The following is a 23,620-nucleotide window of genomic DNA, read 5'->3' on the forward strand; positions in this document are numbered from 1 at the left end:
GGATTGAATCAGAAAAAACCGCCGGGTCCACGACAATGACCGGGTGGTTCTCTTCTGTCACGACAAAATCATCACTTGATTGCGATATAAATCAAAACAGGTTCATCAGGACTGCCATACACTTCAAAATCACCTGTGTATGTCCGCTCCCCTTGTCCCGTGGCAGCCCACTCCCAGATCGTCTGCCATACACGGAAGATAGAAGAGGGTTCCTGAGTTGTCTGAAAAATGGCGTAGCGTGCAGCCGGAATAACAAGTTCTTCAAGATCGTCAGGAGTTTGGAAATCAACAGCCGCTTCCTTCCCGATAAAGAATGTATACTCGCCCAAAGCTCCATTTTCATAGTCAGTATAGCAACCATAGACGGAAGCAGATCCTTCATGCCCCCTGATCCGACCTGGCACACCCTCGCTCCAAAAACGTTCCCACATGTTTGGAATGATCCCGTGAGATGTTTGTTCCTTCTGATTATTTGTACGTGCTTTTAGTCCAATTAAATGGATTTCACCTCGGTATTCCTCCCGAATGGGTCCATCAAGTTGAAGCTCTGTATCCTCTAAAGACCTCCACCTTTTCAAATGCGGTAGGTAATTACGCAGCATCGAAGTCGCTTCTTCTGCCTGCATCCCCTCTTCTACCAGGATAGGCACACACTGCTGAATCATCCCCTCCATAGTCAATTCAGGCTGTACAAATTCGCCTTCCTTGTAACAATACTTGCAATACTCATCCGTTTTATGATGTTGTGCATCCGTTCCATATTGGTCCTCATGCTCCAGCGGCATCCCACAACTTTGACAAGCTTTATCCATCCTCGTAAATCCCCTTTCGCTATCTGATATCAGGTATGCCACCAGTATAACGAAACAAACCTGACAACTATGGGTCAGGTTTGTTTTACTTTAATCTAAGAATTCCTTTATGATTCCCGAACTTCTTCGTAATTAGACGCAATACGCAGCGCCATCTTATGAATCTTATCCCGCAAATGGGCTGGTTCTTTGACAACCACATCCGGTCCCAGGCTTAAAATAAATCCGTACGCCCATGCATCCTCAGGAAACGGGACCGAGACCGTATAGATCCCTTCCTCCTGCTCGGTCAATGCTTCTACGCCAAACCAGTCCTCCGCCAGATGCCTTGAGTTACGGTTAAATTGTAGCGTAAATGGTTGTACGGCCCTGGATACCTCCATCCGCCCCTCATTCCACGGCAACACTTCATAAGAAAGATCCCTGCGAGCAAAAACGGTCTCTGTAACCACAAGGTCACTCATGCGGGAAAGCTTGAATAGACGAAACTGCTCCCTATCGGGACAATATGCATATACAAACCATTGTTGTCCTTTCAGAACGAGCGTATGCGGTTCAACATTCCGTTCTGTAATGGCTCCCCCCGCATTTCGATAGGTAAAGGCGACAGTGCGCGCTTGGCTCATTGCTTCTTTTACCTTTATCAATTTGCCTTCCTGCGCAGCCCGATTTCCCCATCCCGAATGATCGACGATAAACTGTGTGGTATGGACACTAAATTGCTCTTTCCCAGACTCTGGTATAATACTTTCAAATTTATGAAGTAACCGCGACACATTCGGGCCACCCAACGACGAGGACAAACTCTGCAGCCCCATTACAATGTCCTTGACATCATGATCCGTCAACATACTGCGATCCAGGCGGTATCCTTCCATCAAGCCGATCCCCCCATTGGCTCCCTGATAAGTCACCACCGGAATACCTGCCATACTAATCGCTTCAATATCTCTATAGATCGTCCGGATCGAAACCTCATATAAATCAGCCAGTTCCTTCGCTTGTATTCTATTTTTCTTTAGTAGCAAAATGACGATAGAAAGCAATCGGTCAATTTTCATTTTTTCAAAACCTTTCACCATTAATAAAAATAAGCCATGAACTCCTCATCGTATTCCTTCATCTTACTCTATCTCTTATCTTGGGATTTAGCAAAAATCCATTGAGCGACTTTCAATAAACAAGATATAGATCGAAATGGTTTAGTTCGTCTATATCTTGCACTTCAGAGCCACTAGTATCGAATTTTGCAAAATCCGGATCTAAAATGAATCTGTTATTCTTCAATTAAAATAACCTCAGGTACTCTATCCAGCCGAATAGAATGCCTGAGGTTTCAATAACTCCTTACAAATTATGATTCGTAGCGCTTCAGCACAATGACCGCATTATGACCACCGAAGCCGAAAGAATTAGATAGCCCAATATTTAGTAGAGCCTTGCGCGCTTCGTGAGGTACATAATCCAGATCGCAAGCCGGGTCCGGATTGTCCAGGTGCATCGTTGGTGGAATGATGCCCTCCCGTAGGCTTTGCACAAGCGCAATCGCTTCGACCCCGCCCGCAGCTCCCAGCATATGACCCAGCATGGACTTATTCGCAGTAACCGGAATCTGATAGGCATAGTCGCCAAACAGTTTGTGGATTGCCAAAGTTTCAGCGGTATCCCCTACAGCTGTACTCGTTGCGTGGGCACTGATCACGTCCACTTCTTCCGGGGAGATGTGAGCCGAACGAAGGGCCGCTTTCATCGCCAAGTAAGCTCCGGTTCCTTCGGGATGCGGTGCAACCATGTGATAAGCATCCGAACTCGCTCCATAACCGATGACCTCACCATAGATTTCCGCTCCCCTCCGGGTAGCGTGCTCCAGCGACTCCAGTACTAGGATGCCTGCTCCTTCGCTCATGACAAAACCGTCACGATCTTGATCAAACGGCCGGCTTGCTATCGAAGGCTCCTCGTTACGTGTGGACAAGGCTGTTGCATTAGCGAAACTTGCCAAGGCCAATCGGGACACCGCTGCTTCAGCTCCACCGGCAAAAATGACATCCGCATCTCCTGTACGAATCGTCCGAAACGCCTCTCCAATTGCTGTATTCCCAATAGAGCAAGCCGTCACGGGGGAAAGCGTAGGTCCCATCGCTCCAAACGCGATACTAATTTGAGCAGCAGCCATATTTGAGATCATCATGGGTACCAGCGTCGGGCTAACTCTGCCCGGTCCACGCTGTAGCAGTACATCTACATTGTCCACCAACGTATCCAAACCGCCGACTCCCGATCCCACATAAACACCGACACGCTCCAAATCGGTGTGATCCAGTTCCAGACCGGAATCCTTGAGCGCTTGCTCTGCCGCATATAATGCAAACTGAGTAAACCGATCCATTCGTCTAGCATCTTTACGTCCCCATTGCTTTTCTGCATCAAAATCCTGTACCAGTCCAGCAATTTGTGCTTTCAAATCGGACACATCGAATGTATCAATTTTACGTATACCTGAATTGCCTTCCAGCAAATTCTTCCACAACGTGTCCACTTCATTACCCAGTGGGGAAACGACACCCATACCTGTTATCACTACTCTTTGCATAAGCTATTCATTCCTCCTGCTCGGTGACTTACTTATAATCCTCATTTTACCCTCGTCTTATCCTATTACAAGTGTTTGTTTATCCTGGTATAATGAACACTACTATAGTACACGCCTTATTGGCTCACTTCGGATATACCCATTGAATGGAGAGAAAATACCTATGAAAACGGAAGCACGTCTGGAAGCACTATCTGTTTTTCTAAAAACAAAAAGAGCCCGCCTACACCCACATATGGTCGGTCTCCCCCAAGGATCACGTCGGAGAACACCAGGCTTGCGCAGAGAAGAAGTCGCTCAGCTGGCTGGTGTCAGTACGACCTGGTATACCTGGCTGGAGCAAGGACGAGATATTAAGGTGTCCGCCTCTGTGTTGGATGCTATTGCTGCCGCATTGCAGTTGAACACAGACGAGCGCAAATATTTGTATGATTTGGCGATCGAGGCTGGGTCTCACAGCCTTCCTGCTCCTGCAGAGCAAGCCGTCATTTCCCCCTCTCTGCAAAAGATCGTACAAGAGCTACACTACTGCCCTGCTATTATTTCAGATCGGCGCTGTCATATTGTCGGCTGGAACGCCGCTGCTGCTCATGTTTTTATGGATTTTGCCGAGCTACCACATGAGCAACGCAATATGATTGAACTGCTATTCACCAAAAAGGAGTTTAAAAGTCTAGCTGTGAATTGGGAACACTTTGTAAAGGGGTTCCTTGCTATTTTCCGCGCTTATTACGGGCAATACGTGACAGATCCCTGGTATGCACAATTTATACAAAATATGAGCCAGGCCTACCCGGAGTTTAACGAGCTTTGGAATCAGAGCGAAGTAAGCTCTGCACCGGAGGTGCTCATTGAATTTCGTCATGCGAAGGCTGGCAAAATGCTATTTGACCTAACTTCTCTTCAGGTACAAGGCAGTGTTGATCTCCGTTGCAGTATCTACACCCCCAATGCGCAAACCTCAACGGAAAGCAAACTCCAAAAGTTAATGGAAGGCAGCTAAAGGATTTCATCCCTCCTGTTATGAAGATATCATTTTCCGTCCATACTACATCTACGATCTGTGCAAAAATAGATGCCACGTATGTGACAGAACCAAGAGCTTCAACTGTGCTACTACCAGGAGGGAGGGAATCATCATGAAAGCCAAATCGACAAGTTCCCCGCACATACACAATCAAGCGCCACTGCCTGTTCCGGTGCAATTTGATCGAAGCTGGCAGGATGAGCTGGACCAACGCCTACGCAAAGGTGGCCCTTGGGGAGATTGGAATCTGTATCAGCTGGCCATTGAGGCAGAAAAAGTCAAACTGGTGCCGAACTTCGATGAGCTTCAATGTCTACAGCATTTGCAAGACCTCACTCCACTACCCCATCAGCTGGATACCGCTCGGAAGGTACTGTTTCAAATGTCCGGACGTGCCATTCTTGCCGATGAAGTCGGCCTGGGCAAAACGATCGAAGCTGGAATGATCCTAAAGGAATATCTGGTTCGCGGGCTGGCTTCCAAAGTGCTTATTCTTGTACCCGCATCCCTGGTCCTACAATGGGTGCGTGAGCTGAACAGCAAATTCGGTATTCCCGCTGTCGCCCAGAAAAAAGCGTATTCTTGGTCTTCCGAGGTTGTCGTGGCCTCTATGGATACTGCCAAGCGAGAGCCCCATAGTAACATCCTGCTAGATACCGATTATGACCTGCTCATTATAGACGAGGCCCATAAGCTGAAAAATAAAAAGACATCCAACTACCAGTTCATTATGAAGCTGCGTAAAAAATATTGTTTGCTCCTGACAGCGACACCTGTACAAAACGATCTGTCTGAGCTGTTTAACCTGATTACACTGCTCAAGCCCGGTCAATTGGGAAGACATGGCGATTTTTCAGCCAACTTTGTTGTAGATAAACGTCTGCCCAAAAATGAAGATCAGCTCAAGGATGAGCTGTCTAAAGTCATGATCCGCAATCGTCGCGGAGAAGGCCCAGTTCAATTCACCAAACGAAATGTTTCCAATATTCACTTGGAACTTTCGCCGGAAGAGCAAGCGCTGTACGATGGGGTAACCTCTTTTGTCAAAGAGCAATACCAGGCGAATGGCGGAAATTTAAGTAGCATGCTGTCTCTCGTTACCCTTCAACGGGAAGTGTGCAGCAGCCGGGACGCTGTGTTCGTGACGCTGGTCAATTTGTCTAAAAAAATGGCTCCAGACTCTCCCCTACGCGATCGTGTCTGGGATTTGGTTGCACACATTAAAGCGATCAAGGCCAATTCCAAAGCAGAAAAGGCGCTCGAGCTTATCCGTCAGATGAACGAAAAGGTGATCATTTTTACAGAATACAGAGCCACACAGGAGTATTTGCTGAACTATTTCCGTGACCGTGGCCTATCTGCTGTTCCTTACCGAGGCGGTATGAACCGTGGACGCAAGGATTGGATGATGGATCTGTTCCGTGGGCGCATTCAGGTCATGATTGCCACCGAAGCGGGTGGTGAAGGCATTAACCTGCAATTTTGTCACCATATGATTAACTTCGATTTACCGTGGAACCCCATGCGCGTGGAGCAGCGGATCGGACGGGTGCATCGACTTGGACAGACGCATGATGTTAATATTTTCAACTTGTCCACAACCGGAACGATTGAGGAGCATATCCTACATCTGCTGCATGAAAAAATAAATATGTTTGAGATGGTCATTGGCGGATTGGACGTTATTCTGGAGAAGTTTGAGAAGAAAGAATCCATTGAAAAAAGTTTGTATAAAATCATGCTTGAATCCAGTAGCGATGATGAAATTCGCAAAAAAATGCAAAAACTGGGCCACTCGCTGGATTCCATCAAACAGGAAATGGAACAACTGCGCACAGACCAGCCAAACACCGAGAACTTATTAGGCTTAGCAGGCAATACGGTTCCTCCGGGTAAAGCTCGACGCAGTGTGAAGGGAGGTCGCTAGTTTGACCATGGATGCACAGCAAGTCCAGCGTTTTGTCCACACCTATCTGGAAGCTACCGGATGCAGTGTCATTGAGAGGTCACCCCACCATGTAACCGTCAAGCTTTCTCCAGAAGCGGATAAAGCCTTAACAAACCGGCCCTACTATTGGGGATACGTGGAGCGTACTGGCGTTCCAGCGCAGACGATGTCCTTCACCTTCATCTTTGATGGGGAAGCCTATCGCACAGAACAGGAACGTTTAGCGGACCATACACCCCCAACTCCAGCATCAGGCAACGCAGCACAAGATCAGGTCATGGGGCGTTACTTCGGTCATGTACCGACGTTACCACAATTGGGACCTGGACGTATTTTGCAGGAGGAGCTTCGATATGGAAGCCGTCGGCTGCACCAAATTTTTGAAGCCGCACGGGATGGAGGAAAATATGTTTATTTGTTTGAGCAGCCTGATGCCCGTCAGTTGTCTGCCCGCTCTCCCGTAGTCTATGAAGCTTGGCTCAGCATCTGCTATAAAATTGAATTCGCTTGCGATTTGAAGCGTGAGGAACTTCATTGGCTAGGTATTTCGCTCAAAAGCGGCACCATTGTAACCGATTTTGGCGCCATGCTCGAAACCCGGCAGCTCAGCCCGCTGCTGGCGGGCAATATGCATGTACAGCCTGCCAAGCTATCTGTCCCGGAAGCTTCCACCTCGCTTGAAAGCTACCTCACTGAACAACTCCGTCAGCAAGATTATGGTTGGGCTGAGCAGGCGAAGGAACGATTGCGCGAGGAATTGGAGGTCATTGACCACTATTACGAAGATCTAATCAAGGAGCAGAAAGAGGAAGAGGAAAAAAAAGAAGCCATATCCGAGCAGCATCAAGCCCGCCGTAAAGAAATGGTATGGCAATATGAGCCAAAGGTACTCGTATCCGCCATTAACTGCGGGATATTTCATCTGCGGTAACCGATATCTCTCGCTCCTTCGCAGGAAAGTTGCAGAGATATCGTCAGCTTGTAACATCTTGCTTCAGCCTACATCAGTTTCCGCTGCTGTAACCACAAGTTTGGTTAAACATGTCTCCTATGTATCGACAGCAAAAAGCGAACCTGGATATGACATTTATGCCGACAAGGTGCAGCAGTCTTTTTATGGGACAGGCTGTATGCTGGATAGAAAAGAATGCCTCCGTCGGGCAATCAAGCCGACAGAAAGGTGGATACCATTGAATAAAAGTCATTCCGGGCACTATAGCATAGGTATGATCGCAGCAGTTCTGATCGGCCTGTCCGCAGTCTGTCCGTTCGCTTCCATTCATGCGGCTCCCTCAGTCGCACAAAGCAACAATTTAAACTCGGTGTCTCTCTACAACGAAAGCTTGTGGGTTCCTCCATTGAACTCCACGAGTCCTGCTACTCCTTCCCCTTCCCAGGATGACGTTTCCGCAAGTTTTCCTACACAGGAGCAAGGCGTACCTACGGGCGTAAAACAAGCCGCGGACAACAAGGTACAATCCTTATCGTCCCAACCCCCTTTTTCCTTGTGGAAAGATGCTGAGCTGAGCTATCATCCGCTCGGACCTGGAACCCATAGTTGGCTTGTTCAAGTAAACCGTGCAGGAGAATACATCGGCTACCTGATTATCGGATCAGACTCAAATGGCGCATATCAACTCAACGAATATGGGAATGGTCCAGGTGGACCTTATAGTATGGATGTACTTCGCCAATCTCTGGTGTCGCTCACAGAAACCGATCTTTCATCTATCGACAAGCTGCAAATCACACCTATGTATGAGGAACCGCTACTAGCCTACTGGCTGGTGCGTTCCTCTACAAGCAGCCAAATATGTATTGATGCTGTAACTGGCGATCCGTTACCTGTAGAAGTGGCAGATGGGAGTTGGAAACATAAGCTCCAAAGCAACGCATTCTCTTCATCTATACCCTTTTTGAAAACACAGGCGCAAGCGGTTACGGTCTCGTCTGCTCCTTTCGATCCCTATGACGATCTGGGTTGGCTTCAACCCAAGCAAAAACTTTCTGTCCGTAACACAGCCCAATTTATGGATACACTGAGTATTTCACCGCGTATTATATTTTCTGCCACAGGTATCAATTTTGCCTTTGGAGGTCCCTTATCCATTAGTGGGTATCAGTCCTGGATATCCCCAGATCATCCGTCCCAACCCAATTTATATGCGTTAACCTACCATCATGGACTTTCCCGATTTGTACCACTAAAACAGTTATTGTCAGCTGGCGAATTTTATCGTTTGGACTCCTAGTTATTAAGAAACACGAAAAGATCGGAATGATCCCTGCAACATAAAAAGAGACCTCAAATGGCATACCCTATGCCTCTTGTGGTCTCTTTGGCGAGTTTAATGTCGCTCCCTTCGCACTCTGCGTGTGGATTTCATCCACATTTTCAGAGCGAGAGGCAACATGCCAAACCATTTGCTCCCCCACGGCTCTCTGGCTTGTTTTTGACTGCGCCGAACATCACGCGGCGTTTCCATATAGCGAACAATCCGCTGCGTAATATACGTCACCAGTTCGTCACTCTTTGCCATCCTACATGACCTCCTCCAATCTGCGCCCATCCTTTCCATTTACGTTGCTTGGAAATATCGGATTTACACGTTAGGTGCAGATACAACTAGCTTGCTCATTTTCCAAAAGGTCTAACCCTTGTGGGAATAACTATGCATGGTTTCCCTTAAATGGAACATACTATCTTCAATCAGTAAATAATCAATTCGTCCACTGGAGGAATAGAACGTGCGGAATAAAAAGTTAAACAAGATAGGGCTGACAAGGCTGGGATTGAGTCTATGCATCCTTTGCAGTGCTGTATTTGCCCCATTTACCTATATAGCTGCTCAGCCCGACGATAAAAGTAACGAACTGAACAAGTATACAGATGTTCCGCCCAACGTACATTCGTCCTATCACGCTTTTGCCAAGCCCGTTGTCCTGATTGATGTAGGCCATGGTGGTGTGGATGGTGGAACAAGTCACAAAGGAATTTTGGAAAAAGACATCAATCTCGCCATTGCTCAAAAGCTGTACTTGATTTTACGATCCCAGGGATATCCTGCTGTTCTGAATCGGGACAAGGATTACGCACTGAGTGACGACAACCGTTGGCTACAGTCCAAATCCCGGCATCTTAAAGACCTCGCCCAACGTAAAAGCCTAACAGAACAACTGCCCACCGCTTTGGTTGTAAGCCTGCATGTCAATTGGACCAAACGTGCCGAAAAACGGGGACCCATTGTGCTGTATCAGGATGAAGGCAGCAGCTATCTGTTAGCTGAACGGATTCAGCATTCATTAAACCGCTTATTTTGCATGAATAGAAAAACAGTGTACGGAAAACCCTTTTATCTTTTGAATAAAATCCAGCACCCTGCTGTCATTGTGGAAACCGGATTTATAAGTAACGAACAGGACAGAGCTATGCTTTCCGAGGATCGTGGTCAAAAAAGCATTGCAGGAGCTATTGCCGAAGGCATTATTGCGCATCTGACGGCCTGGTAGTGTTGGTGGCTGGGTCTCCCGTCCATCCCCATACAGCTCGCACCAAATCGCTAATACCCACAAATTTGGCCTGCTCCTTTAGCTTGGGAACCGACGAATGAAGAGCGGAGGACGTGTACATGCCCGACACGCCGACATGCCCAATCGTTACGCAGGTGTTGTGCTCATCCAGCCATTCAACCACTTTTGTAAGTTGCCGATTCACATGGGCGTGGGTATGGACATCATCCAGAAAAACATTATTGCGTACCGGAGGCATTCCCTTTTTAGCGGCAAGCTCAGGCACCACTGACCAATAATTAGTACGGCTATCGACAAAAAATAGTCCATGCTCCTTACAAACATCAAGAACTACAGACATAATGCGCTTATCTGAAGTGACCTTGGAACCCATGTGGTTGTTCATCCCTATCGCATAAGGAACATCCTTAATGGCTGCTGTCACCTTAGCGTGTACTTCTTCATCCGTCATATTAGCCTTAATTGCTCCGGGTCCGAGCCATTCGGGCTTTCCCTGTTTTGGCTCCATTGGAAGATGAACAATGACGTCATGACCACGCTTGTGCGCTTCCATAGCGTCCTGTTTGGTTGTAGGCAGGAAAGGCATCACAGCAACGGTAATCTTAACGGGTAAATTTAAAATTTGCTCAGTCCCTTTCATATTGTTTCCCAGATCGTCAATAATGACAGCAACCATCCTTTGCGACTCGCCCTGTTTGTCTATTGCTTCTGCAACACCAGTACTACAGACCATGAATAACATGCATACCGAAATAGAGAGAACTACGGTTCTTCGTATTTTGGAGCTTGAATGGAATACAGGTACATAAGCTGGCTCTTTCCGACCGCGAGATGCCTTTAAAGCCTTTTTTATTATATTTCTCATGTGCAGCTTCCGTCGTGTACTCATTGCGGGTCAGCCTCCTTCTCTGTCCCTTCATTGTGTGAGTAACCTCGTCTAAATATGTATAAGGCAGACCATGGAATACTCCCTAATCTGCCTTATCGTGCGTGGAAACGTATGTTAAAGCCGCTTACCAGTTCTTATCAATAAATTCATCACGGCCCGATTGAGCCCGATCTTCCTTATAGTGCTTCACGTTTTTCTTGTGGTAATCCTGATGATAATCCTCTGCTGGATAAAAAATCGAAGCCGGAAGGATCTCCGTTGCAATTGGCTTATCAAAGCGTCCACTTTGTGCCAACTGCTCCTTGGACTGTTGCGCAAGCTCACGTTGCTGCTCTGTATGATAAAAAATTGCGGGTTTATACTGTGTGCCCCGGTCCTGAAATTGACCTTCCCCGTCGGTAGGGTCTGTTTGTGGCCAATATAATTCGAGCAGCTTTTCATAAGGAAACAGCTCAGGCTCAAACGTAATCTGCACCACCTCGTAGTGACCTGTAGTTCCTGTTTTAACCTGCTCATAGGTGGGATTGGGAATCGTTCCTCCAGTGTATCCTGACACAATGCCATGAATGCCCGGCTGCTCTTCAAACGGAGTCACCATACACCAGAAGCACCCACCTGCAAAAGTTGCTTTCTCCATCTTACATCCAACCTTTCAATAACTTCATCATAAAATTTTCTATCATATCTGGAAATCCATAGTTTGCGTGAAGACAAGAAACGTGTTCAGCTTAAACTATGAGCAAATCCCCAGAAATATAAGAAAAAGGTCTCTAAAACTGCTACGAGAGCAATTCTATAGACCTTTTCTAATGGATGCGGTCGAGAGGACTCGAACCTCCACGGGGGGTTAGCCCACACGGACCTGAACCGTGCGCGTCTGCCAATTCCGCCACGACCGCATATAAATTATCGTTTATCCTCGAAAGATCAATCTTTCTTAGCGACAAGATAGATCATACCATGCATATATCAAGATGTCAAACCTTTTATGTTCGTTAATTTCCTCTTGATAAAAAAGGAATAATAAACTAAAATAAGAACATAGGTTCTCGGGAATGAATGTTCCTTTTCTTCAATCGTTTATGAATTATCATCACATTTTCCTAAGGCGGTGAATGGTAATGACCCCTTTAGATACTACTCAGCATGAATGGTCTCTTGTGAAAAGTTATCTGCTCCTTACCTTTATTCAAAAAGTATTTGAGCGGGACAGCCTAATTCTTGAAGAAAGCGGTATGCTGAAAACCCCTGATCTTTATGTCGAAATGGTTAACGCAGGTGTAGATCGTACCGGAATCCTACTGTCTGAAGTAAAACATGAATTTAATAAATATCACATTCATGTTCTGGACATACAACAAAACCACTCCGGCGTTCACGCCACCTATATAAGTAAAGGCAATAAAGAGCAGTTCAGTATGGCAATGCCAGCATTCCGCAAAGAAATGTATGAGCGGATGCGAGCATATCTGGGGCTCTCAACCTCTATGCCCCATACAGCTGCCCTTCCTTTACTAGAGAAACATCGCCCCGAATTACCAAACAATTCAACTTCCAACCCCCTACGCATCGTTGATCGAAGTTTGGTTACATCCTCTTTGGCTTATAAGCGTAAAACGTCTCGCCCTGCTGCTGTTGCCGCAAGCAGAAGAGCATAATCCCCGCACAATAAACACGCAAAAAAAAAGCTTCCGCAGACACCAACTGTGCTCGGAAGCTCCTTTCCATATCCATCATATCTCCAAATCGATCTATAACCGCTAAGATGAAGCATAAGCATATCTATTAATGATTCGCTTTATTGCAACGCCTTCTGTACACGCGTAACCCCTTGACTTAGAGCATGTCCTCCACCTACCGCTGCGGCTACAGCAATGGTCTCCATAATTTCCTGATCACTAGCTCCTTTGGACCGCGCCTCGTCTACGTGATAAAACGTGCATACTTCATTGTTGGCAAATAAGCCAATGCCTAGTGCAATCAGTTGCTTGGTTTTCTCATCTAAGCTGCCGGCTTGAAAGCACTCTCCGGTAAAGCGATGATATGCATGAACTACCTCGGGCAACTGATCTTCCAAATGGCTGATTTGATCCTTATATGCATGTACTTTTTCGTCCATAACCGTCATTGACACAGCACGTCCTCTCTGTTGGATTTCCCTTCATTACTGTGTCCGATTTAGAGTTTCTGTATGCCTAATGAATCACCCAGTTATTTTTATCCAACACCCATTTGGAACCCATTCCTAATTCAGATCTATCGGATTGTGACGTGGCTCGCTGAACGGCTGATATGTATAGCTGCGATCCAATTTGACCACACGTCGATTCTGGCGCCGAATAAGCACCTGTTCATCATCCCATGCCAGTACAATGCCAACAACATCGTTGGTCTCCAATCCATCGCGTACGACACGCACCTTTTCACCGGAGAGTCGATAAGCATCCAATTCTTCGTCCATAATCATCCTTGTCCCCTCCTTATACACTTTTTTTAATAACACAGCGACCATGATTCTATGCATGAAAAAGTTTAAAAAGAGACCTAAATGAATCATTTAGGTCTCTTCTCACTTACTACTTATATGGATTGCCAACAGAGCGACAAATTATCCCGACTGATTTACACTGTGATCATGTTCTTTTGTATCGTTCTTCTCGTACCAGAAGTCCAGCACTTGTGCAGACAACACTCGCTGATCTACATACTCCACTTGGTGAGCAGTAAATTCTTCTTTCCAAGAGAAGGACAATTCTTCGCATAGGTTAACCAACGTCAACAACTCAGACCAGGCCACATAGCGTTTATACCAAAAAAACTGAGGATGTTCAATCATATAGGGATACAAATCGTCAAATTCCGTATGCTTACAATCCAAGGCACGCTCAAAGTGTACTTTAGCCGCTGCCAGTTTTTCCAGAAAAAACTGTTCGGTCAATTGTTCTTTCCCCATGTTGCTGCCTCCTCTCCAAAACCTTAACTATATTATAAGCGAAATTGAAGCTCATGCAAAGGTTATTATTAGAAATCAGGAACAGGAGTTTTGAATTGTTACTATTCAGCAAACTCAATCTTACCGTCCGCTAACGACGAAATTTTGACCAATGACTCTACACGAATACCCTGCTCACGGATGGTTCTCGCTCCGGCCTGAAAGCTTTTTTCCACCGCGACACCGAATCCAACCAACTCAGCTCCGGAGCGTTGAATGATTTTAACCATGCCTCGCGCCGCATCACCATTAGCGATAATATCATCAATGAAAAGAACACGATCATCTTCGTGAATAAATTGACGAGACAGCATAATATCCGTAACAATACCTTTAGTAAACGAAGGTACGCGTTCACACAGCGCGTCTGGATCAGCTAGTAGGGTCTTTTTACGACGAGCGAATACCAACGGGACACCCAATTCCAAAGCTGTCGCAAACCCGATGGCAATACCTGAGGATTCCACGGTCACTACTCTGGTAATCTTCTCTTCCCGGAAACGTGCTGCGAACTCTCGTCCCATTGCCATTGTCAATTCTGGATCAACTTGGTGATTAAGCAAACCATCCAGCTTCAGTACCTGATCTGATGCAATCACGCCTTCATTTATAATTCGTTCCTTTAATACTTCCATTACATGACCTCCCACGGCATTCCTATGCGGTAAAAGTACCATACTTCACCCGCCGCTTTCAAGCTATAGCTACTTTCCTTCAGGTCATGTGACATTTTTTTTACGCTTATTCCAGAACCATACGGTGATTCCTCCCACAACGATTAAAAGAATAACGACCAGCCCTACCCGATGCGTCACCTTCTCCATTAGCTTCGCCACCTGCTCCCAATGCATGCCCACCGCATGTCCAATCCCCAAAAATGTACCGCACCACAGCAAAGCTCCTGCTGATGCATAACAGATATAGCGAAAAACGCCTAGACGGGTTGTGCCTGCCAGATATGAGGATACATGTCTCAAGCCGGGGACAAAATATCCGAACAGAATTCCCCAGGTACCATAGCGCCCAAACCAATTTTCAGAAGAGGCAATCCTGGAAGGCGTAAGCCTCACCCATTTTCCGTATCGATGCAATAGTGGTTTGCCCAGCAGACGCCCCAGTGTGTAGCTAAGCATCATACCCGTCATACTACCGAAAAATGTGACTGCCAGTGCAGCAATGAAGTTGTAGTGCCCTTGAGACACGAGTCCGCCGAAGGCGATCATTAGCACTTCGTCGGGTATCGGCATACCCGCTACTCCAAGTGCAAGTAAGCCGAACATTGCCAAATATCCGTATTCTAGTATCCATGCAAGGATTTGACCCATAAATTACGCTCCCGTCAAGCTATTCATTAAATTCACTTTAATTATTTTCAGTCTCATCCAGTCATGTCCTATTTCAGTTGAACATAGTTTGTATTATATGCTCGCTGCAGCGTTATTCAAGCAGGCAAGGAGGGACTGGGGATGAAACGTAATATTCATGTTTTTCAGATTGCTTTTACATACATCGGCACAATCGTCGGTGCCGGATTTGCTACCGGACAAGAAATTCTGCAATTTTTTACGCAGTACGGTCGTTGGGCTACTCTCACTATTATGCTGTCCACAATCATATTTGTATGGTTGGGTACGAAAATGATGCTGATCGCTCATGATATTTCAGCCAAATCTTACGAGGACCTGAACAAACATCTTTTTGGCGCCAATGCCGGGAAATGGATTAGCTGGTTCACGCTCATCGTGCTGATTGGCGTAAACAGCGTCATGTTGGCAGGAGCCGGCTCTGTTTTTGTAGAGCACCTTCACCTGCATTACCAAACCGGACTGCTTATTACACTGATTGGTACTTATTTGCTGCTAAGTAAAGGCATTAAAGCCATCTTACACATGAACACCGTGGTTGTCCCTCTGATGATCATCATGTCTCTTCTGCTCGTTCACAGCACGCTCTCCATGCCCAATCCTCAGAGTTTTATTACGAATACGACAGATCACAGTACATTTCGAACCTTGCTCTCTCCACTGCTGTACACGTCCTTCAACCTAACTATGGCCCAAGCCGTGCTTGTACCACTTGGCAGCCAAACCTTTTCCCGAAGAACCATCCGCTGGGGCGGAGTTTTGGGCGGAGTTGGTGTCGGGTTTATGCTGATGGCTGCACACTTTGCCATGTCAGCACATATGCCGGGTATTCAGCAATTTGAAATCCCTATGGGAAGCATTGCTTATCGTCTGGGTGCCTTCGTCGAAATCATATACATTCTACTCATTTTCATGGAAATCTTCAGTACCTTTGTGGCCGACATTTACGGAGTCAGTCTGCAAATTCGTCAACATGTCCAAATTTCGCCCAAGCTCATCACACTATTCATTATGCTCACCTGTTTTTTAATCAGTCAGTTCGGCTTTAGCTCACTGTTATCTGTTCTTTATCCTATTTTCGGGATGCTCAGTCTGATGTGGGTTAGTAAACTGATCATGGCAGGACGCGGGAGACCTTTCCGTTCCTCACGTCCTCACTCCAGCCTTCGGCATTCTGATCCCAAATCAGGTGATACTCGTCATGGTTAGTGTGGAAATTTCAAATACATTTTCTTCAACTCGTTAACCGCTCGACTCAAAGAATAGCTTGATTTAGCCTTATCGCAGGCAGATCTAGCCAACTCATAACGATAGGCAGGATCAGCGATGACCTTTTCTAATGCGTCTGCTAGTGCCTTCGGATGGTCGGGTGGCACGAGCAGACCATTGACCCCATCCTCAATCTGCTCCGGTATTCCTCCCACTTCTGTGCCTACCAATGCCAGACAACTCAACGCTGCTTCCGCAAATACCGAACCAAAGGCCTCCGCTCGAGAAGGCAAAACAAATACATCAAAGAAAGGCATAAACTCTTCTGGATGAAGGGTATATCCATAAAAAATCGTCTCATGGTATATATCAAGCTCTCGCGCCATCTCTTCCAGCTCAGGGCGAACCGGGCCATCTCCAATAATATGAAGCACAAATTCCATATTTCTTTTTTTAAGTTCAGCACAGGCCCGCAATAAAATATCCAATCCTTTCGCCGGAACAAGGCGGCAAACGGTTATGAGCTGTGTCACTTCATTTTCGTGTGGAATGGGCTTGAAGCGCTTCTCATCATATCCATTCGGAATGACTGCAATGTCTTGCGGATTCTGAACGTAAGGAGTTAAATAATGCTGAAAAGAATGAGATACCGCTATCAGGCGATCCGCCTTCTGCTCCATTTCCCCGTACAGTGATACCAAGAATTGGTGTTCAGGCCCGTTCTCCTCTATTTTCCCGTTTAGGATTAACTCCTTCTCATAGGAAGAGTGAATCGTCTGTACAAGCGGGATGTCAGGAAAAACAGTTTTCATAGCAATCCCGGCAATGGGGTGATGAGCATGAATGAGGTCATAGGGCTTCTGAATACGAAGCCGGGTCCACCACAAATAGTCACGGTACGTCTGAATATATTTTTGAACGATTGGATATTGTTCATATCTCGTCCAGTCAAAGGTATCAAAAATTACTTCGTCCCTACCCTTGTTACGAATCCGTTTAGGGATTGAAAATAGCTCCATTTCCCAACGGGGGGATGTAAATCGCTCTTGCAGATATGGAATCATGGATGAAACACCTCCCGGTTGCTCGGGTGGGAAAAAGAGAGCCTGTAGCAATTTCATGACGTGCTTCCCCTTTCAAGCATTAGACTGCCCGGATCACAGATGTATGTATAGGTTTCCGGATTTTCTGAAAGATGATATATTGAGAATAAATGTTAGTCACAAAAGAAAATTATAACATTTTAAATGGGATAAATCCTGTCTATTGTATCGGAACGATATCATCCGTTCAATAGATTGACTATTTTTGCAAATGGAGTCGGTGATGTTGACGTTGTTGTCCTTATCGGGAACCTTGGGTTTCCCATCTCTGGCCGAGGCAGTAAGTGCAGCCTGCGGTTTGTATATTATACTCATGATGGCACTGATGTGCGTGATCATATATAGCAGACAACGAAAAAAAGCCTATATCCTTTTTTCAGTTGCCGCTATTATTATTATGACATATGAAGCCATGAATCTCTATTCAGCAGGCGGAGGCAAGATGCAACTCCAAGGAATCGTGTGGAAAAATGTACTGGAGGCGTCTGCCTTCGTACTCATCAATGCCGCCGTATTTCAACTATACCGGAAGCTAAAACGTGTGCAGACATGGACCTTGCTACTGCTGGGTGCGTTATTGATATTGCCGGTTACTGCCTGGACAGCAGGTTTGTTGCCCGCTTGGATCAGCGCAGCGAAACTGGTTGGGTTCACTCTATTTTATCGAGTACTGGTACTTATACTAAGCCTTGTGTTTATCACCCCACGAATCGGACAGCCAAAGAAGTATGTAGCGGGCTTATTCATGTATTTGCTCTGGCTCGGCTATTTGTGGCTGGGAAATGACATCCCTGAAGAAGCTGGCAGGTCAAACACAGTCCTATATATGTCATTTTTACCATTGCTGTACTACACTACGTTATTCCTCATCCTGTTTGAACGGATTGTGGAGCTGCTCCAAAGGATTTACCGTTCTTCCATCACCGATGGTCTGACCGGGCTATATAACCGTAAATATTTTTCAGGACGACTACGGCGATATATGGATCAAGGAATCCGCGTGTCGGTCATTTTTTGCGATATTGACAATTTCAAAAAGTTGAATGATACGCAGGGCCATGCTCGTGCGGATGAAGTACTCAAACAGGTGGCACAGATTATGGAGGATGAACTGGATGAAATCGGACTGACCGGACGATACGGTGGCGAGGAACTGGTCGCAATGGTTGTGGATCGACGTGCCAAGGTTGGACATGTCGCAGAACGTATCCGCGAGCGGGTCGCGGAGGAAAGCATTGTCACAATCAGTGTCGGACACAGTACAGTGAAGAAGGAAATGAACCCGGATGAACTGGTCAAACAGGCCGATCAAGCGATGTACATATCCAAAACGACAGGTAAAAACAAGGTTACAGCTTATAAAGCAGCCGAAGTGAAAAAAAGTCGGGCAGCACGCGCACAATAAATTGTAAACTGCGATTCGTTGTTAAAAGTTGAGTTTGAATAATTCTCTGTCTGGTTGTCTATACCACAAAATGACGCACAGGAATCTCATAAGAGCCTGTGCGTCATTTATATTTAATCTGCTCATCAAACTTCTGACGTTGCAGATGCTATATCCCGGCCGATCCATGTCAGCTCTTCACTAGTCAGCTCTCGATAGCTGCCCAGTGGAAGCTGTTCATCCAGCTTCAATGGTCCCATGGCCGTTCTTTTCAAATAGGTCACCTTTTTACCAACCGCCTCGAACATACGCTTCACTTGATGAAATTTACCCTCATGGATGACAAGCGAAATATAGGAAATGACTTCTCCATCTGCCTGGTACGGATGTTCGTGGCGAAGAATAGTCAACTGTGCGGGAAGGGTAACATACCCATCATCCAGTTCCACTCCTGCTGTAAATTGAAGAATATCCTCCTCCGTGACATGACCCGACACGGTAGCTTCATACGTTTTAGGAACATGCCGCCGTGGAGAAAGTAGCTCATGCGCTAGTTTACCGTCGTTGGTCAATAGCAATAATCCTTCTGTATCTTTATCTAAACGTCCTACTGGAAAAGGCTCAAAATGTCGTTCCTCCGCACTCAGCAAATCCAGTACCGTCCGCTCCCTTGTATCTTCAGTTGCAGAGATGACACCTGGTGGCTTGTGCAGCATGATATAAATATACTCCCGAAAAACAACACGTTCCCCGTTCACTTCAATCTGATCCTGGTATGGATGAACCTGTAAGCCGCTATCCTTGGTGGTCTTCCCGTTTACCGTGATTATCCCTTGCTTCACCTGTCGCTTGATATCACTACGGGTGCCATATCCCATATGGGTTAAAACTTTATCCAAACGTTGCGTTTGTCTCCCTTTTCCACTCATACCGATGTCCACCTCCAGCCTGTAGGGTATTCATTTTTGAGCATGCCATCCTGCCATTTGCCCCACCCAGCCGAATAACCATCAATGCACACGAGAGTATGGCCTTTGGGCTGGACTTCGTTCCGCAGTGCCATTCTCTCAACGGGGATGGACAAGGTCTCCCCTTTTAAATACCGGATGGCCTCAGCATCTGAACTGGAGAGATTGATGCTTCTAACCGCCTCTGAAGAGCGTAATGCCACCGCCAGCGGGTGTGAAGGCACAAAGCGACCATTCTTGTCAGTACCCATAAACCAGCCTGGTCGCACCACCTTAAGGCCGTCCAAACGATGTGATGCCAGTGGCGACTGATAAATGCGATCTCCATAAACCACCGTATAGCCTGTAAAAGACACTTCCAGTTGCTCCTTCACAAATTGGTGATAGGATTCCAGCACATCCTGTGGGGAGCGTACAGCGGATTTTACATTTTCTTTGCCAGATCGGGACTTAATGCCACCCAAGCCGCGCGCGGACCTTCCTTTACCGGACTTCCCGTCCATTCCTTTTCCACTTCGTTTAGGCTCACCAGTTCCATGTCTTCCTTGACGGCTTGGTGTCTGCGCTTCCCTGACGGATAAAAACGGCTTCTTCCGTGGATACGCTGCATCTATATTCAATGCCCTATCATCCTTGTCCTCAAATGGAGTCAAATCCTCCGATTCAGTGTGATCTTCTATCGCAGCGGCATGCCCCCCCTGATGCTGCAATACAGCGATATAATGGCCTTCTCCCTCTACGAGATGCGGCCAAAGGCGTGCTGTTCCCCGCAGCTCGGGGTATGCTGACGCGACCTCTTCACTCATCCATTCCGGGTGGCCTGGTGCAAAGCCTGCTTCTGACGAAACAGGGACTACGTCAAAATCGGGGTGAGCCTCCAGAAATTCTGCGATCATTCCTTCATTTTCTTCTGGCGCAAAGGTGCAGGTCGAATAGACAATTCTCCCTCCTGCGCTCAGCATTGAGGCCGCTACACGCAAAATGTCCCGTTGCATGACTATACATTTATCTACCGAATGCGTTTCCCATTGTTTTACCATGTCCTCATCCTTGCGGAACATACCTTCTCCCGAGCAAGGTGCGTCAATTAGTATCTTGTCAAAAAAATGTGGAAAGGCATCGGCGATTCGATCCGGGCTTTCATTCAGTACCACGGCATTACGCACACCGTACAATTCCACATTTTTAGCCAACGCTTTGGTTCGGTCCGCGCTAATATCATTTGTCACCAATACGCCGCTTCCTTGTAGTTTGGCAGCTATTTGGGTCGATTTCCCGCCCGGTGCAGCGCATAAGTCCAATACAGCTTCGTCCTGAGCTACATTGAGCAGCTCAACCGGAGACATTGCACTCGGTTCCTGTACATAGTACAGCCCCGCATGGTAGTAAGGGTGTAATCCCGGCTTTGTACCGTGCGGAATATAAAAACCCGTGGCACACCACGGAATCGGCCGCAGTTCGAACGGAGAACATTTCTTAAAGTCCTCTACCGGAATTTTTAATGTATTGACGCGAATCCCGGCATGGGGCGTGTGGTCATAGGCAGTCATAAATGCTTCAAATTCTTCGCCGAGCAATTGCTCCATGCGCTTTACAAATGCTGTGGGGAGCTGTACACCCATAATCGTAATCATCCTGTCCTTTTAAAATAAATTTTATTGTACCATATTCAACCTGTTATCCCGCAATATCCGTGTGATTTACAAACTTTCACTACAAGATGTAATGTTGTATAATAATAAGATTCATAGCTGCATATTTTGAATTTTGATAGGAGAGATTGCATTGAACGCACAAAATTCCAACAAAAAAAAGCTTATACCCGTCATCGGCTTTTTTGTTGTGCTGGTCATTTTGATTGGTGTGCTGCTCGCTTTAAATTCAGGCACTAAAAACAAGCTGTATGGCGTTTCCACAGCCTCGTTAAATCCTGCTACTCAAGAGCTGCTGAATGACCCGAACTATCAGCAAATTATTAAGCCGGAAGATTTACAGAGCAAAATTGACAAAAAGGAAAACTTTTTCGTCTATCATTTCGCCTCCGACTGTGTGCATTGCCGCGCCACTACTCCCAAGCTCTTGCCTTTGAGCAAGCAGGAGAACATCACGATGCACGAATTTAACCTGCGTGAGTATGAGGATGGCTGGGACAAGTATAAGATTGAGTATACCCCTACGCTCATTTATTACGAAAAAGGCGTGGAAAAGGAACGTATGGTAGGCGGGTTGAAGGAAAATCCTTCGGACAATGGATACACACTCGACGATTTCAAAGCCTTCTTTGAGAAATATAAAAAGAACGTAACCTCCTAAGCAAACCTTCACAGACCTGAAAACGATAAAGCAGCCCGATCCTCATGAAACGGATCGGGCTGCTTGCTTATCATGCGCTTCAAACTCAAGGTGCATCCTTCGTTTCCGCTGAGACAGAACCTGAGCCGCCAGCGGCCTGTCTTCGCCTAATAGAAGCTTCCAGCGCCTGCTGACGCTGCTCATGCTTTTCCCCACGCCGAGGACCTCTTTGCTGCGGAATGTTGACCGGAATAGACGACGATGCCTTCTCCACGGCCCGGCGCAACCCGGGCTCGACGATTTCAATCGTCATATCCCGATAAACCGGCGGTTCTTGCTGAAGCTCTTCCGTGCCGGTCATAACAGCTTCAGCAAGCTGACGAGCGCAAATGCGCGCCTCTTCCACCAGCTTCACCATATTAATGCCCAGCGCCTGCGAAGGAGCATGCTCCAACCGGTGGACCGCACTATCCAGCATCATATGTCCACCACGATAGTTACCATTCCGAAAATGATACAGCCCTACAGCAACTTGCAGCAAACCTTTATATACAGGGTCACGGTCCAGCTTAAGCCACAGCTCTTCCAGTACCTCATGACATTCAAAGTAATCCCGATCACGATTGAAGTATACCAAATAAGTCACGTATAGCGGTTCGTAGGAATGGTGTGCCATTTAATACTCATCCCTGTCTTCTTCCTTGGTAGAGGCTTCTAGCATCTCCTTGACCTCATCGTGAAGCAGCTTGATTCCTTCCATGTCGTGCCGTTCCCACAGTTCATTGAATCTGCGCTGCGCATCAATCGTTTCACTGATCTTATGGTAGAAATACAGCCGATGCATGCCTGTTAGCACTTTGGAAACGATATTGGCTTCATCCTCGAATTTTTTCTGCGCTTCCAATATTTCAAGACGCATGGAAGACATCTCATTATCCAATACAAAGGCTGCCTCAGCTGCCTTTTTCAACCGTGTACGCATATTATCAGGCAAGCTTTCACGATACTTATAGCTAAGAGAATGCTCTATGGTTGCCCAAAAATTCATAGCCAAAGTACGGATTTGAATTTCTGCCAGCACGATTTTCAGCCCGACTGCTGTCTGAACCGGATACTCCACAATCATATGAAAGCTGCGATAGCCACTGTCTTTATAATTGGTGATATAGTCCTTTTCATACAGTACGGTCAAATCCTTACGTCTTCTGATATATTCGGCCACCCGCCGAATATCCTCTACAAATTGACACATAATGCGAATACCTGCAATATCCTCGATTCCCGTCTCCAGCTGATCAGAAGGAACCTGTAATCTCTTCGCCTTATCGAGGATGCTTGATATTTTTTTAACCCGTCCGGTTACGAATTCGATAGGAGCGTATTCCTCGCGCTTTTTCAGCTCCGCACGCATTGTTTTGAACTTGACCTTAAGCTCTTCCACCGCCTGATCGTATGGCAGTAAAAATGTTCCCCAGTCTCTTCCGTCCATCCCCGTACCTCCTGTCTCT

General features: G+C 46.5%; 25 protein-coding genes and 1 tRNA gene. 9 read left to right on the forward strand and 17 right to left on the reverse strand.

Annotation, left to right across the window (positions count from 1 at the left end; all coding sequences use genetic code 11):
- Positions 1-71: 71 nt before the first annotated feature.
- From ACEN8J_RS13240 to fabF, 3 genes are all read right to left on the reverse strand, one after another.
- Positions 72-812: a zinc ribbon domain-containing protein gene (locus ACEN8J_RS13240; protein WP_029516741.1), complete on the reverse strand. Its 741-nt coding sequence runs from the start codon at positions 810-812 to the stop codon at positions 72-74.
- A 107-nt stretch (positions 813-919) separates the two neighbouring features.
- The gene (locus tag ACEN8J_RS13245) at positions 920-1,873 is read right to left on the reverse strand and encodes a helix-turn-helix transcriptional regulator (protein WP_029516740.1); all 954 of its coding nucleotides are present in this window, start codon (positions 1,871-1,873) and stop codon (positions 920-922) included.
- Between the two features lie 293 nt (positions 1,874-2,166).
- Positions 2,167-3,405: a beta-ketoacyl-ACP synthase II gene (gene fabF, locus ACEN8J_RS13250; protein WP_029516739.1), complete on the reverse strand. Its 1,239-nt coding sequence runs from the start codon at positions 3,403-3,405 to the stop codon at positions 2,167-2,169.
- Positions 3,406-3,568: 163 nt separating this feature from the next.
- On the opposite strand from fabF, the gene ACEN8J_RS13255 reads away from it, so the two are divergent.
- From ACEN8J_RS13255 to ACEN8J_RS13270, 4 genes are all read left to right on the forward strand, one after another.
- Positions 3,569-4,408, forward strand: coding sequence for a helix-turn-helix transcriptional regulator (locus tag ACEN8J_RS13255; protein ID WP_023988057.1), 840 nt, complete (start codon positions 3,569-3,571; stop codon positions 4,406-4,408).
- Between the two features lie 136 nt (positions 4,409-4,544).
- Positions 4,545-6,359, forward strand: a complete 1,815-nt coding sequence (locus ACEN8J_RS13260) for a DEAD/DEAH box helicase (protein WP_069011346.1) — start codon at positions 4,545-4,547, stop codon at positions 6,357-6,359.
- A 1-nt stretch (position 6,360) separates the two neighbouring features.
- Positions 6,361-7,311, forward strand: coding sequence for a YqhG family protein (locus ACEN8J_RS13265; RefSeq protein ID WP_029516737.1), 951 nt, complete (start codon positions 6,361-6,363; stop codon positions 7,309-7,311).
- A 259-nt stretch (positions 7,312-7,570) separates the two neighbouring features.
- Positions 7,571-8,632 (forward strand): hypothetical protein, encoded by a 1,062-nt coding sequence (locus ACEN8J_RS13270; RefSeq protein ID WP_495593564.1) that lies wholly within the window; start codon positions 7,571-7,573, stop codon positions 8,630-8,632.
- Positions 8,633-8,728: 96 nt separating this feature from the next.
- Here the strand turns inward: ACEN8J_RS13270 and ACEN8J_RS13275 are convergent, their stop codons facing one another.
- The gene (locus ACEN8J_RS13275; RefSeq protein WP_495593566.1) at positions 8,729-8,920 is read right to left on the reverse strand and encodes a YqzE family protein; all 192 of its coding nucleotides are present in this window, start codon (positions 8,918-8,920) and stop codon (positions 8,729-8,731) included.
- A 208-nt stretch (positions 8,921-9,128) separates the two neighbouring features.
- Here ACEN8J_RS13275 and ACEN8J_RS13280 point away from each other — a divergent pair, with 208 nt between their 5' ends.
- A complete protein-coding gene (locus ACEN8J_RS13280; protein WP_459760218.1) occupies positions 9,129-9,890 on the forward strand; it encodes an N-acetylmuramoyl-L-alanine amidase in 762 nt (253 codons plus the stop codon).
- On the opposite strand, the gene ACEN8J_RS13285 is transcribed toward ACEN8J_RS13280, so the two are convergent.
- From ACEN8J_RS13285 to ACEN8J_RS13295, 3 genes are all read right to left on the reverse strand, one after another.
- Positions 9,865-10,800 carry a divergent polysaccharide deacetylase family protein gene (locus ACEN8J_RS13285; RefSeq protein WP_459760217.1) on the reverse strand — a complete coding sequence of 312 codons (936 nt, stop codon included), beginning with the start codon at positions 10,798-10,800 and terminating at the stop codon, positions 9,865-9,867. The genes ACEN8J_RS13280 and ACEN8J_RS13285 overlap by 26 nt on opposite strands.
- A 124-nt stretch (positions 10,801-10,924) precedes the next feature.
- Positions 10,925-11,437: a peptide-methionine (S)-S-oxide reductase MsrA gene (gene msrA, locus ACEN8J_RS13290; RefSeq protein ID WP_039270036.1), complete on the reverse strand. Its 513-nt coding sequence runs from the start codon at positions 11,435-11,437 to the stop codon at positions 10,925-10,927.
- 177 nt (positions 11,438-11,614) lie between these two features.
- A tRNA-Leu gene (locus ACEN8J_RS13295) sits at positions 11,615-11,699 on the reverse strand.
- Between the two features lie 222 nt (positions 11,700-11,921).
- Here ACEN8J_RS13295 and ACEN8J_RS13300 point away from each other — a divergent pair.
- Positions 11,922-12,458 carry a YhjD family protein gene (locus ACEN8J_RS13300; protein ID WP_165147773.1) on the forward strand — a complete coding sequence of 179 codons (537 nt, stop codon included), beginning with the start codon at positions 11,922-11,924 and terminating at the stop codon, positions 12,456-12,458.
- 140 nt (positions 12,459-12,598) lie between these two features.
- On the opposite strand, the gene ACEN8J_RS13305 is transcribed toward ACEN8J_RS13300, so the two are convergent.
- From ACEN8J_RS13305 to ACEN8J_RS13325, 5 genes are all read right to left on the reverse strand, one after another.
- The gene (locus tag ACEN8J_RS13305; protein WP_013309744.1) at positions 12,599-12,928 is read right to left on the reverse strand and encodes a carboxymuconolactone decarboxylase family protein; all 330 of its coding nucleotides are present in this window, start codon (positions 12,926-12,928) and stop codon (positions 12,599-12,601) included.
- Between the two features lie 117 nt (positions 12,929-13,045).
- The gene (locus tag ACEN8J_RS13310) at positions 13,046-13,267 is read right to left on the reverse strand and encodes a hypothetical protein (RefSeq protein ID WP_165147776.1); all 222 of its coding nucleotides are present in this window, start codon (positions 13,265-13,267) and stop codon (positions 13,046-13,048) included.
- Between the two features lie 141 nt (positions 13,268-13,408).
- Positions 13,409-13,753, reverse strand: a complete 345-nt coding sequence (locus ACEN8J_RS13315) for a hypothetical protein (RefSeq protein ID WP_007429850.1) — start codon at positions 13,751-13,753, stop codon at positions 13,409-13,411.
- Positions 13,754-13,854: 101 nt separating this feature from the next.
- Positions 13,855-14,427, reverse strand: coding sequence for a xanthine phosphoribosyltransferase (locus ACEN8J_RS13320; protein WP_039270032.1), 573 nt, complete (start codon positions 14,425-14,427; stop codon positions 13,855-13,857).
- Between the two features lie 84 nt (positions 14,428-14,511).
- Positions 14,512-15,117 carry a DedA family protein gene (locus tag ACEN8J_RS13325; RefSeq protein WP_039270030.1) on the reverse strand — a complete coding sequence of 202 codons (606 nt, stop codon included), beginning with the start codon at positions 15,115-15,117 and terminating at the stop codon, positions 14,512-14,514.
- 141 nt (positions 15,118-15,258) lie between these two features.
- On the opposite strand from ACEN8J_RS13325, the gene ACEN8J_RS13330 reads away from it, so the two are divergent.
- Positions 15,259-16,365 (forward strand): YkvI family membrane protein, encoded by a 1,107-nt coding sequence (locus ACEN8J_RS13330; protein WP_165147779.1) that lies wholly within the window; start codon positions 15,259-15,261, stop codon positions 16,363-16,365.
- Here the strand turns inward: ACEN8J_RS13330 and ACEN8J_RS13335 are convergent.
- On the reverse strand, positions 16,362-17,486 hold the full coding sequence (locus ACEN8J_RS13335; RefSeq protein WP_029516727.1) for a glycosyltransferase family 4 protein: 1,125 nt from the start codon (positions 17,484-17,486) through the stop codon (positions 16,362-16,364). The two genes, ACEN8J_RS13330 and ACEN8J_RS13335, sit on opposite strands and share 4 nt — an antisense overlap.
- Positions 17,487-17,691: 205 nt before the next feature.
- Between ACEN8J_RS13335 and ACEN8J_RS13340 the strand changes: the two genes are divergently transcribed.
- Positions 17,692-18,873, forward strand: coding sequence for a GGDEF domain-containing protein (locus tag ACEN8J_RS13340; protein WP_165147782.1), 1,182 nt, complete (start codon positions 17,692-17,694; stop codon positions 18,871-18,873).
- Between the two features lie 125 nt (positions 18,874-18,998).
- Here ACEN8J_RS13340 and ACEN8J_RS13345 read toward each other — a convergent pair whose 3' ends face one another.
- Positions 18,999-19,781 carry a pseudouridine synthase gene (locus tag ACEN8J_RS13345; RefSeq protein ID WP_029516725.1) on the reverse strand — a complete coding sequence of 261 codons (783 nt, stop codon included), beginning with the start codon at positions 19,779-19,781 and terminating at the stop codon, positions 18,999-19,001.
- On the reverse strand, positions 19,778-21,442 hold the full coding sequence (locus tag ACEN8J_RS13350) for an RsmB/NOP family class I SAM-dependent RNA methyltransferase (RefSeq protein WP_495593568.1): 1,665 nt from the start codon (positions 21,440-21,442) through the stop codon (positions 19,778-19,780). The genes ACEN8J_RS13345 and ACEN8J_RS13350 overlap by 4 nt, the downstream gene beginning before the upstream one ends.
- 163 nt (positions 21,443-21,605) lie before the next feature.
- On the opposite strand from ACEN8J_RS13350, the gene ACEN8J_RS13355 reads away from it, so the two are divergent.
- The gene (locus tag ACEN8J_RS13355; protein WP_029516723.1) at positions 21,606-22,133 is read left to right on the forward strand and encodes a thioredoxin family protein; all 528 of its coding nucleotides are present in this window, start codon (positions 21,606-21,608) and stop codon (positions 22,131-22,133) included.
- 85 nt (positions 22,134-22,218) lie between these two features.
- Here ACEN8J_RS13355 and ACEN8J_RS13360 read toward each other — a convergent pair whose 3' ends face one another.
- Together ACEN8J_RS13360 and yjbM are read right to left on the reverse strand one after the other, a co-directional pair.
- Entirely contained in the window at positions 22,219-22,788 is a 570-nt protein-coding gene (locus ACEN8J_RS13360) for a DUF309 domain-containing protein (protein ID WP_318626729.1), read from the reverse strand.
- Entirely contained in the window at positions 22,789-23,601 is an 813-nt protein-coding gene (gene yjbM / locus ACEN8J_RS13365) for a GTP diphosphokinase (protein WP_023988035.1), read from the reverse strand.
- Positions 23,602-23,620: the final 19 nt, after the last annotated feature.

It is taken from the genome of Paenibacillus sp. Paensp38, from assembly GCF_059491915.1.

Coding starts and splice junctions, on each gene's coding strand:
- ACEN8J_RS13240 (WP_029516741.1), bottom strand. CDS start 812: ATGGATAAAGCTTGTCAAAGTTGTGGGATGCCGCTGGAGCATGAGGAC.
- ACEN8J_RS13245 (WP_029516740.1), bottom strand. CDS start 1,873: ATGAAAATTGACCGATTGCTTTCTATCGTCATTTTGCTACTAAAGAAA.
- fabF (WP_029516739.1), bottom strand. CDS start 3,405: ATGCAAAGAGTAGTGATAACAGGTATGGGTGTCGTTTCCCCACTGGGT.
- ACEN8J_RS13255 (WP_023988057.1), top strand. CDS start 3,569: ATGAAAACGGAAGCACGTCTGGAAGCACTATCTGTTTTTCTAAAAACA.
- ACEN8J_RS13260 (WP_069011346.1), top strand. CDS start 4,545: ATGAAAGCCAAATCGACAAGTTCCCCGCACATACACAATCAAGCGCCA.
- ACEN8J_RS13275 (WP_495593566.1), bottom strand. CDS start 8,920: ATGGCAAAGAGTGACGAACTGGTGACGTATATTACGCAGCGGATTGTT.
- ACEN8J_RS13285 (WP_459760217.1), bottom strand. CDS start 10,800: ATGAGTACACGACGGAAGCTGCACATGAGAAATATAATAAAAAAGGCT.
- msrA (WP_039270036.1), bottom strand. CDS start 11,437: ATGGAGAAAGCAACTTTTGCAGGTGGGTGCTTCTGGTGTATGGTGACT.
- ACEN8J_RS13300 (WP_165147773.1), top strand. CDS start 11,922: ATGACCCCTTTAGATACTACTCAGCATGAATGGTCTCTTGTGAAAAGT.
- ACEN8J_RS13305 (WP_013309744.1), bottom strand. CDS start 12,928: ATGACGGTTATGGACGAAAAAGTACATGCATATAAGGATCAAATCAGC.
- ACEN8J_RS13310 (WP_165147776.1), bottom strand. CDS start 13,267: ATGATTATGGACGAAGAATTGGATGCTTATCGACTCTCCGGTGAAAAG.
- ACEN8J_RS13315 (WP_007429850.1), bottom strand. CDS start 13,753: ATGGGGAAAGAACAATTGACCGAACAGTTTTTTCTGGAAAAACTGGCA.
- ACEN8J_RS13320 (WP_039270032.1), bottom strand. CDS start 14,427: ATGGAAGTATTAAAGGAACGAATTATAAATGAAGGCGTGATTGCATCA.
- ACEN8J_RS13325 (WP_039270030.1), bottom strand. CDS start 15,117: ATGGGTCAAATCCTTGCATGGATACTAGAATACGGATATTTGGCAATG.
- ACEN8J_RS13330 (WP_165147779.1), top strand. CDS start 15,259: ATGAAACGTAATATTCATGTTTTTCAGATTGCTTTTACATACATCGGC.
- ACEN8J_RS13335 (WP_029516727.1), bottom strand. CDS start 17,486: ATGAAATTGCTACAGGCTCTCTTTTTCCCACCCGAGCAACCGGGAGGT.
- ACEN8J_RS13340 (WP_165147782.1), top strand. CDS start 17,692: ATGTTGACGTTGTTGTCCTTATCGGGAACCTTGGGTTTCCCATCTCTG.
- ACEN8J_RS13345 (WP_029516725.1), bottom strand. CDS start 19,781: ATGAGTGGAAAAGGGAGACAAACGCAACGTTTGGATAAAGTTTTAACC.
- ACEN8J_RS13350 (WP_495593568.1), bottom strand. CDS start 21,442: ATGGGTGTACAGCTCCCCACAGCATTTGTAAAGCGCATGGAGCAATTG.
- ACEN8J_RS13360 (WP_318626729.1), bottom strand. CDS start 22,788: ATGGCACACCATTCCTACGAACCGCTATACGTGACTTATTTGGTATAC.
- yjbM (WP_023988035.1), bottom strand. CDS start 23,601: ATGGACGGAAGAGACTGGGGAACATTTTTACTGCCATACGATCAGGCG.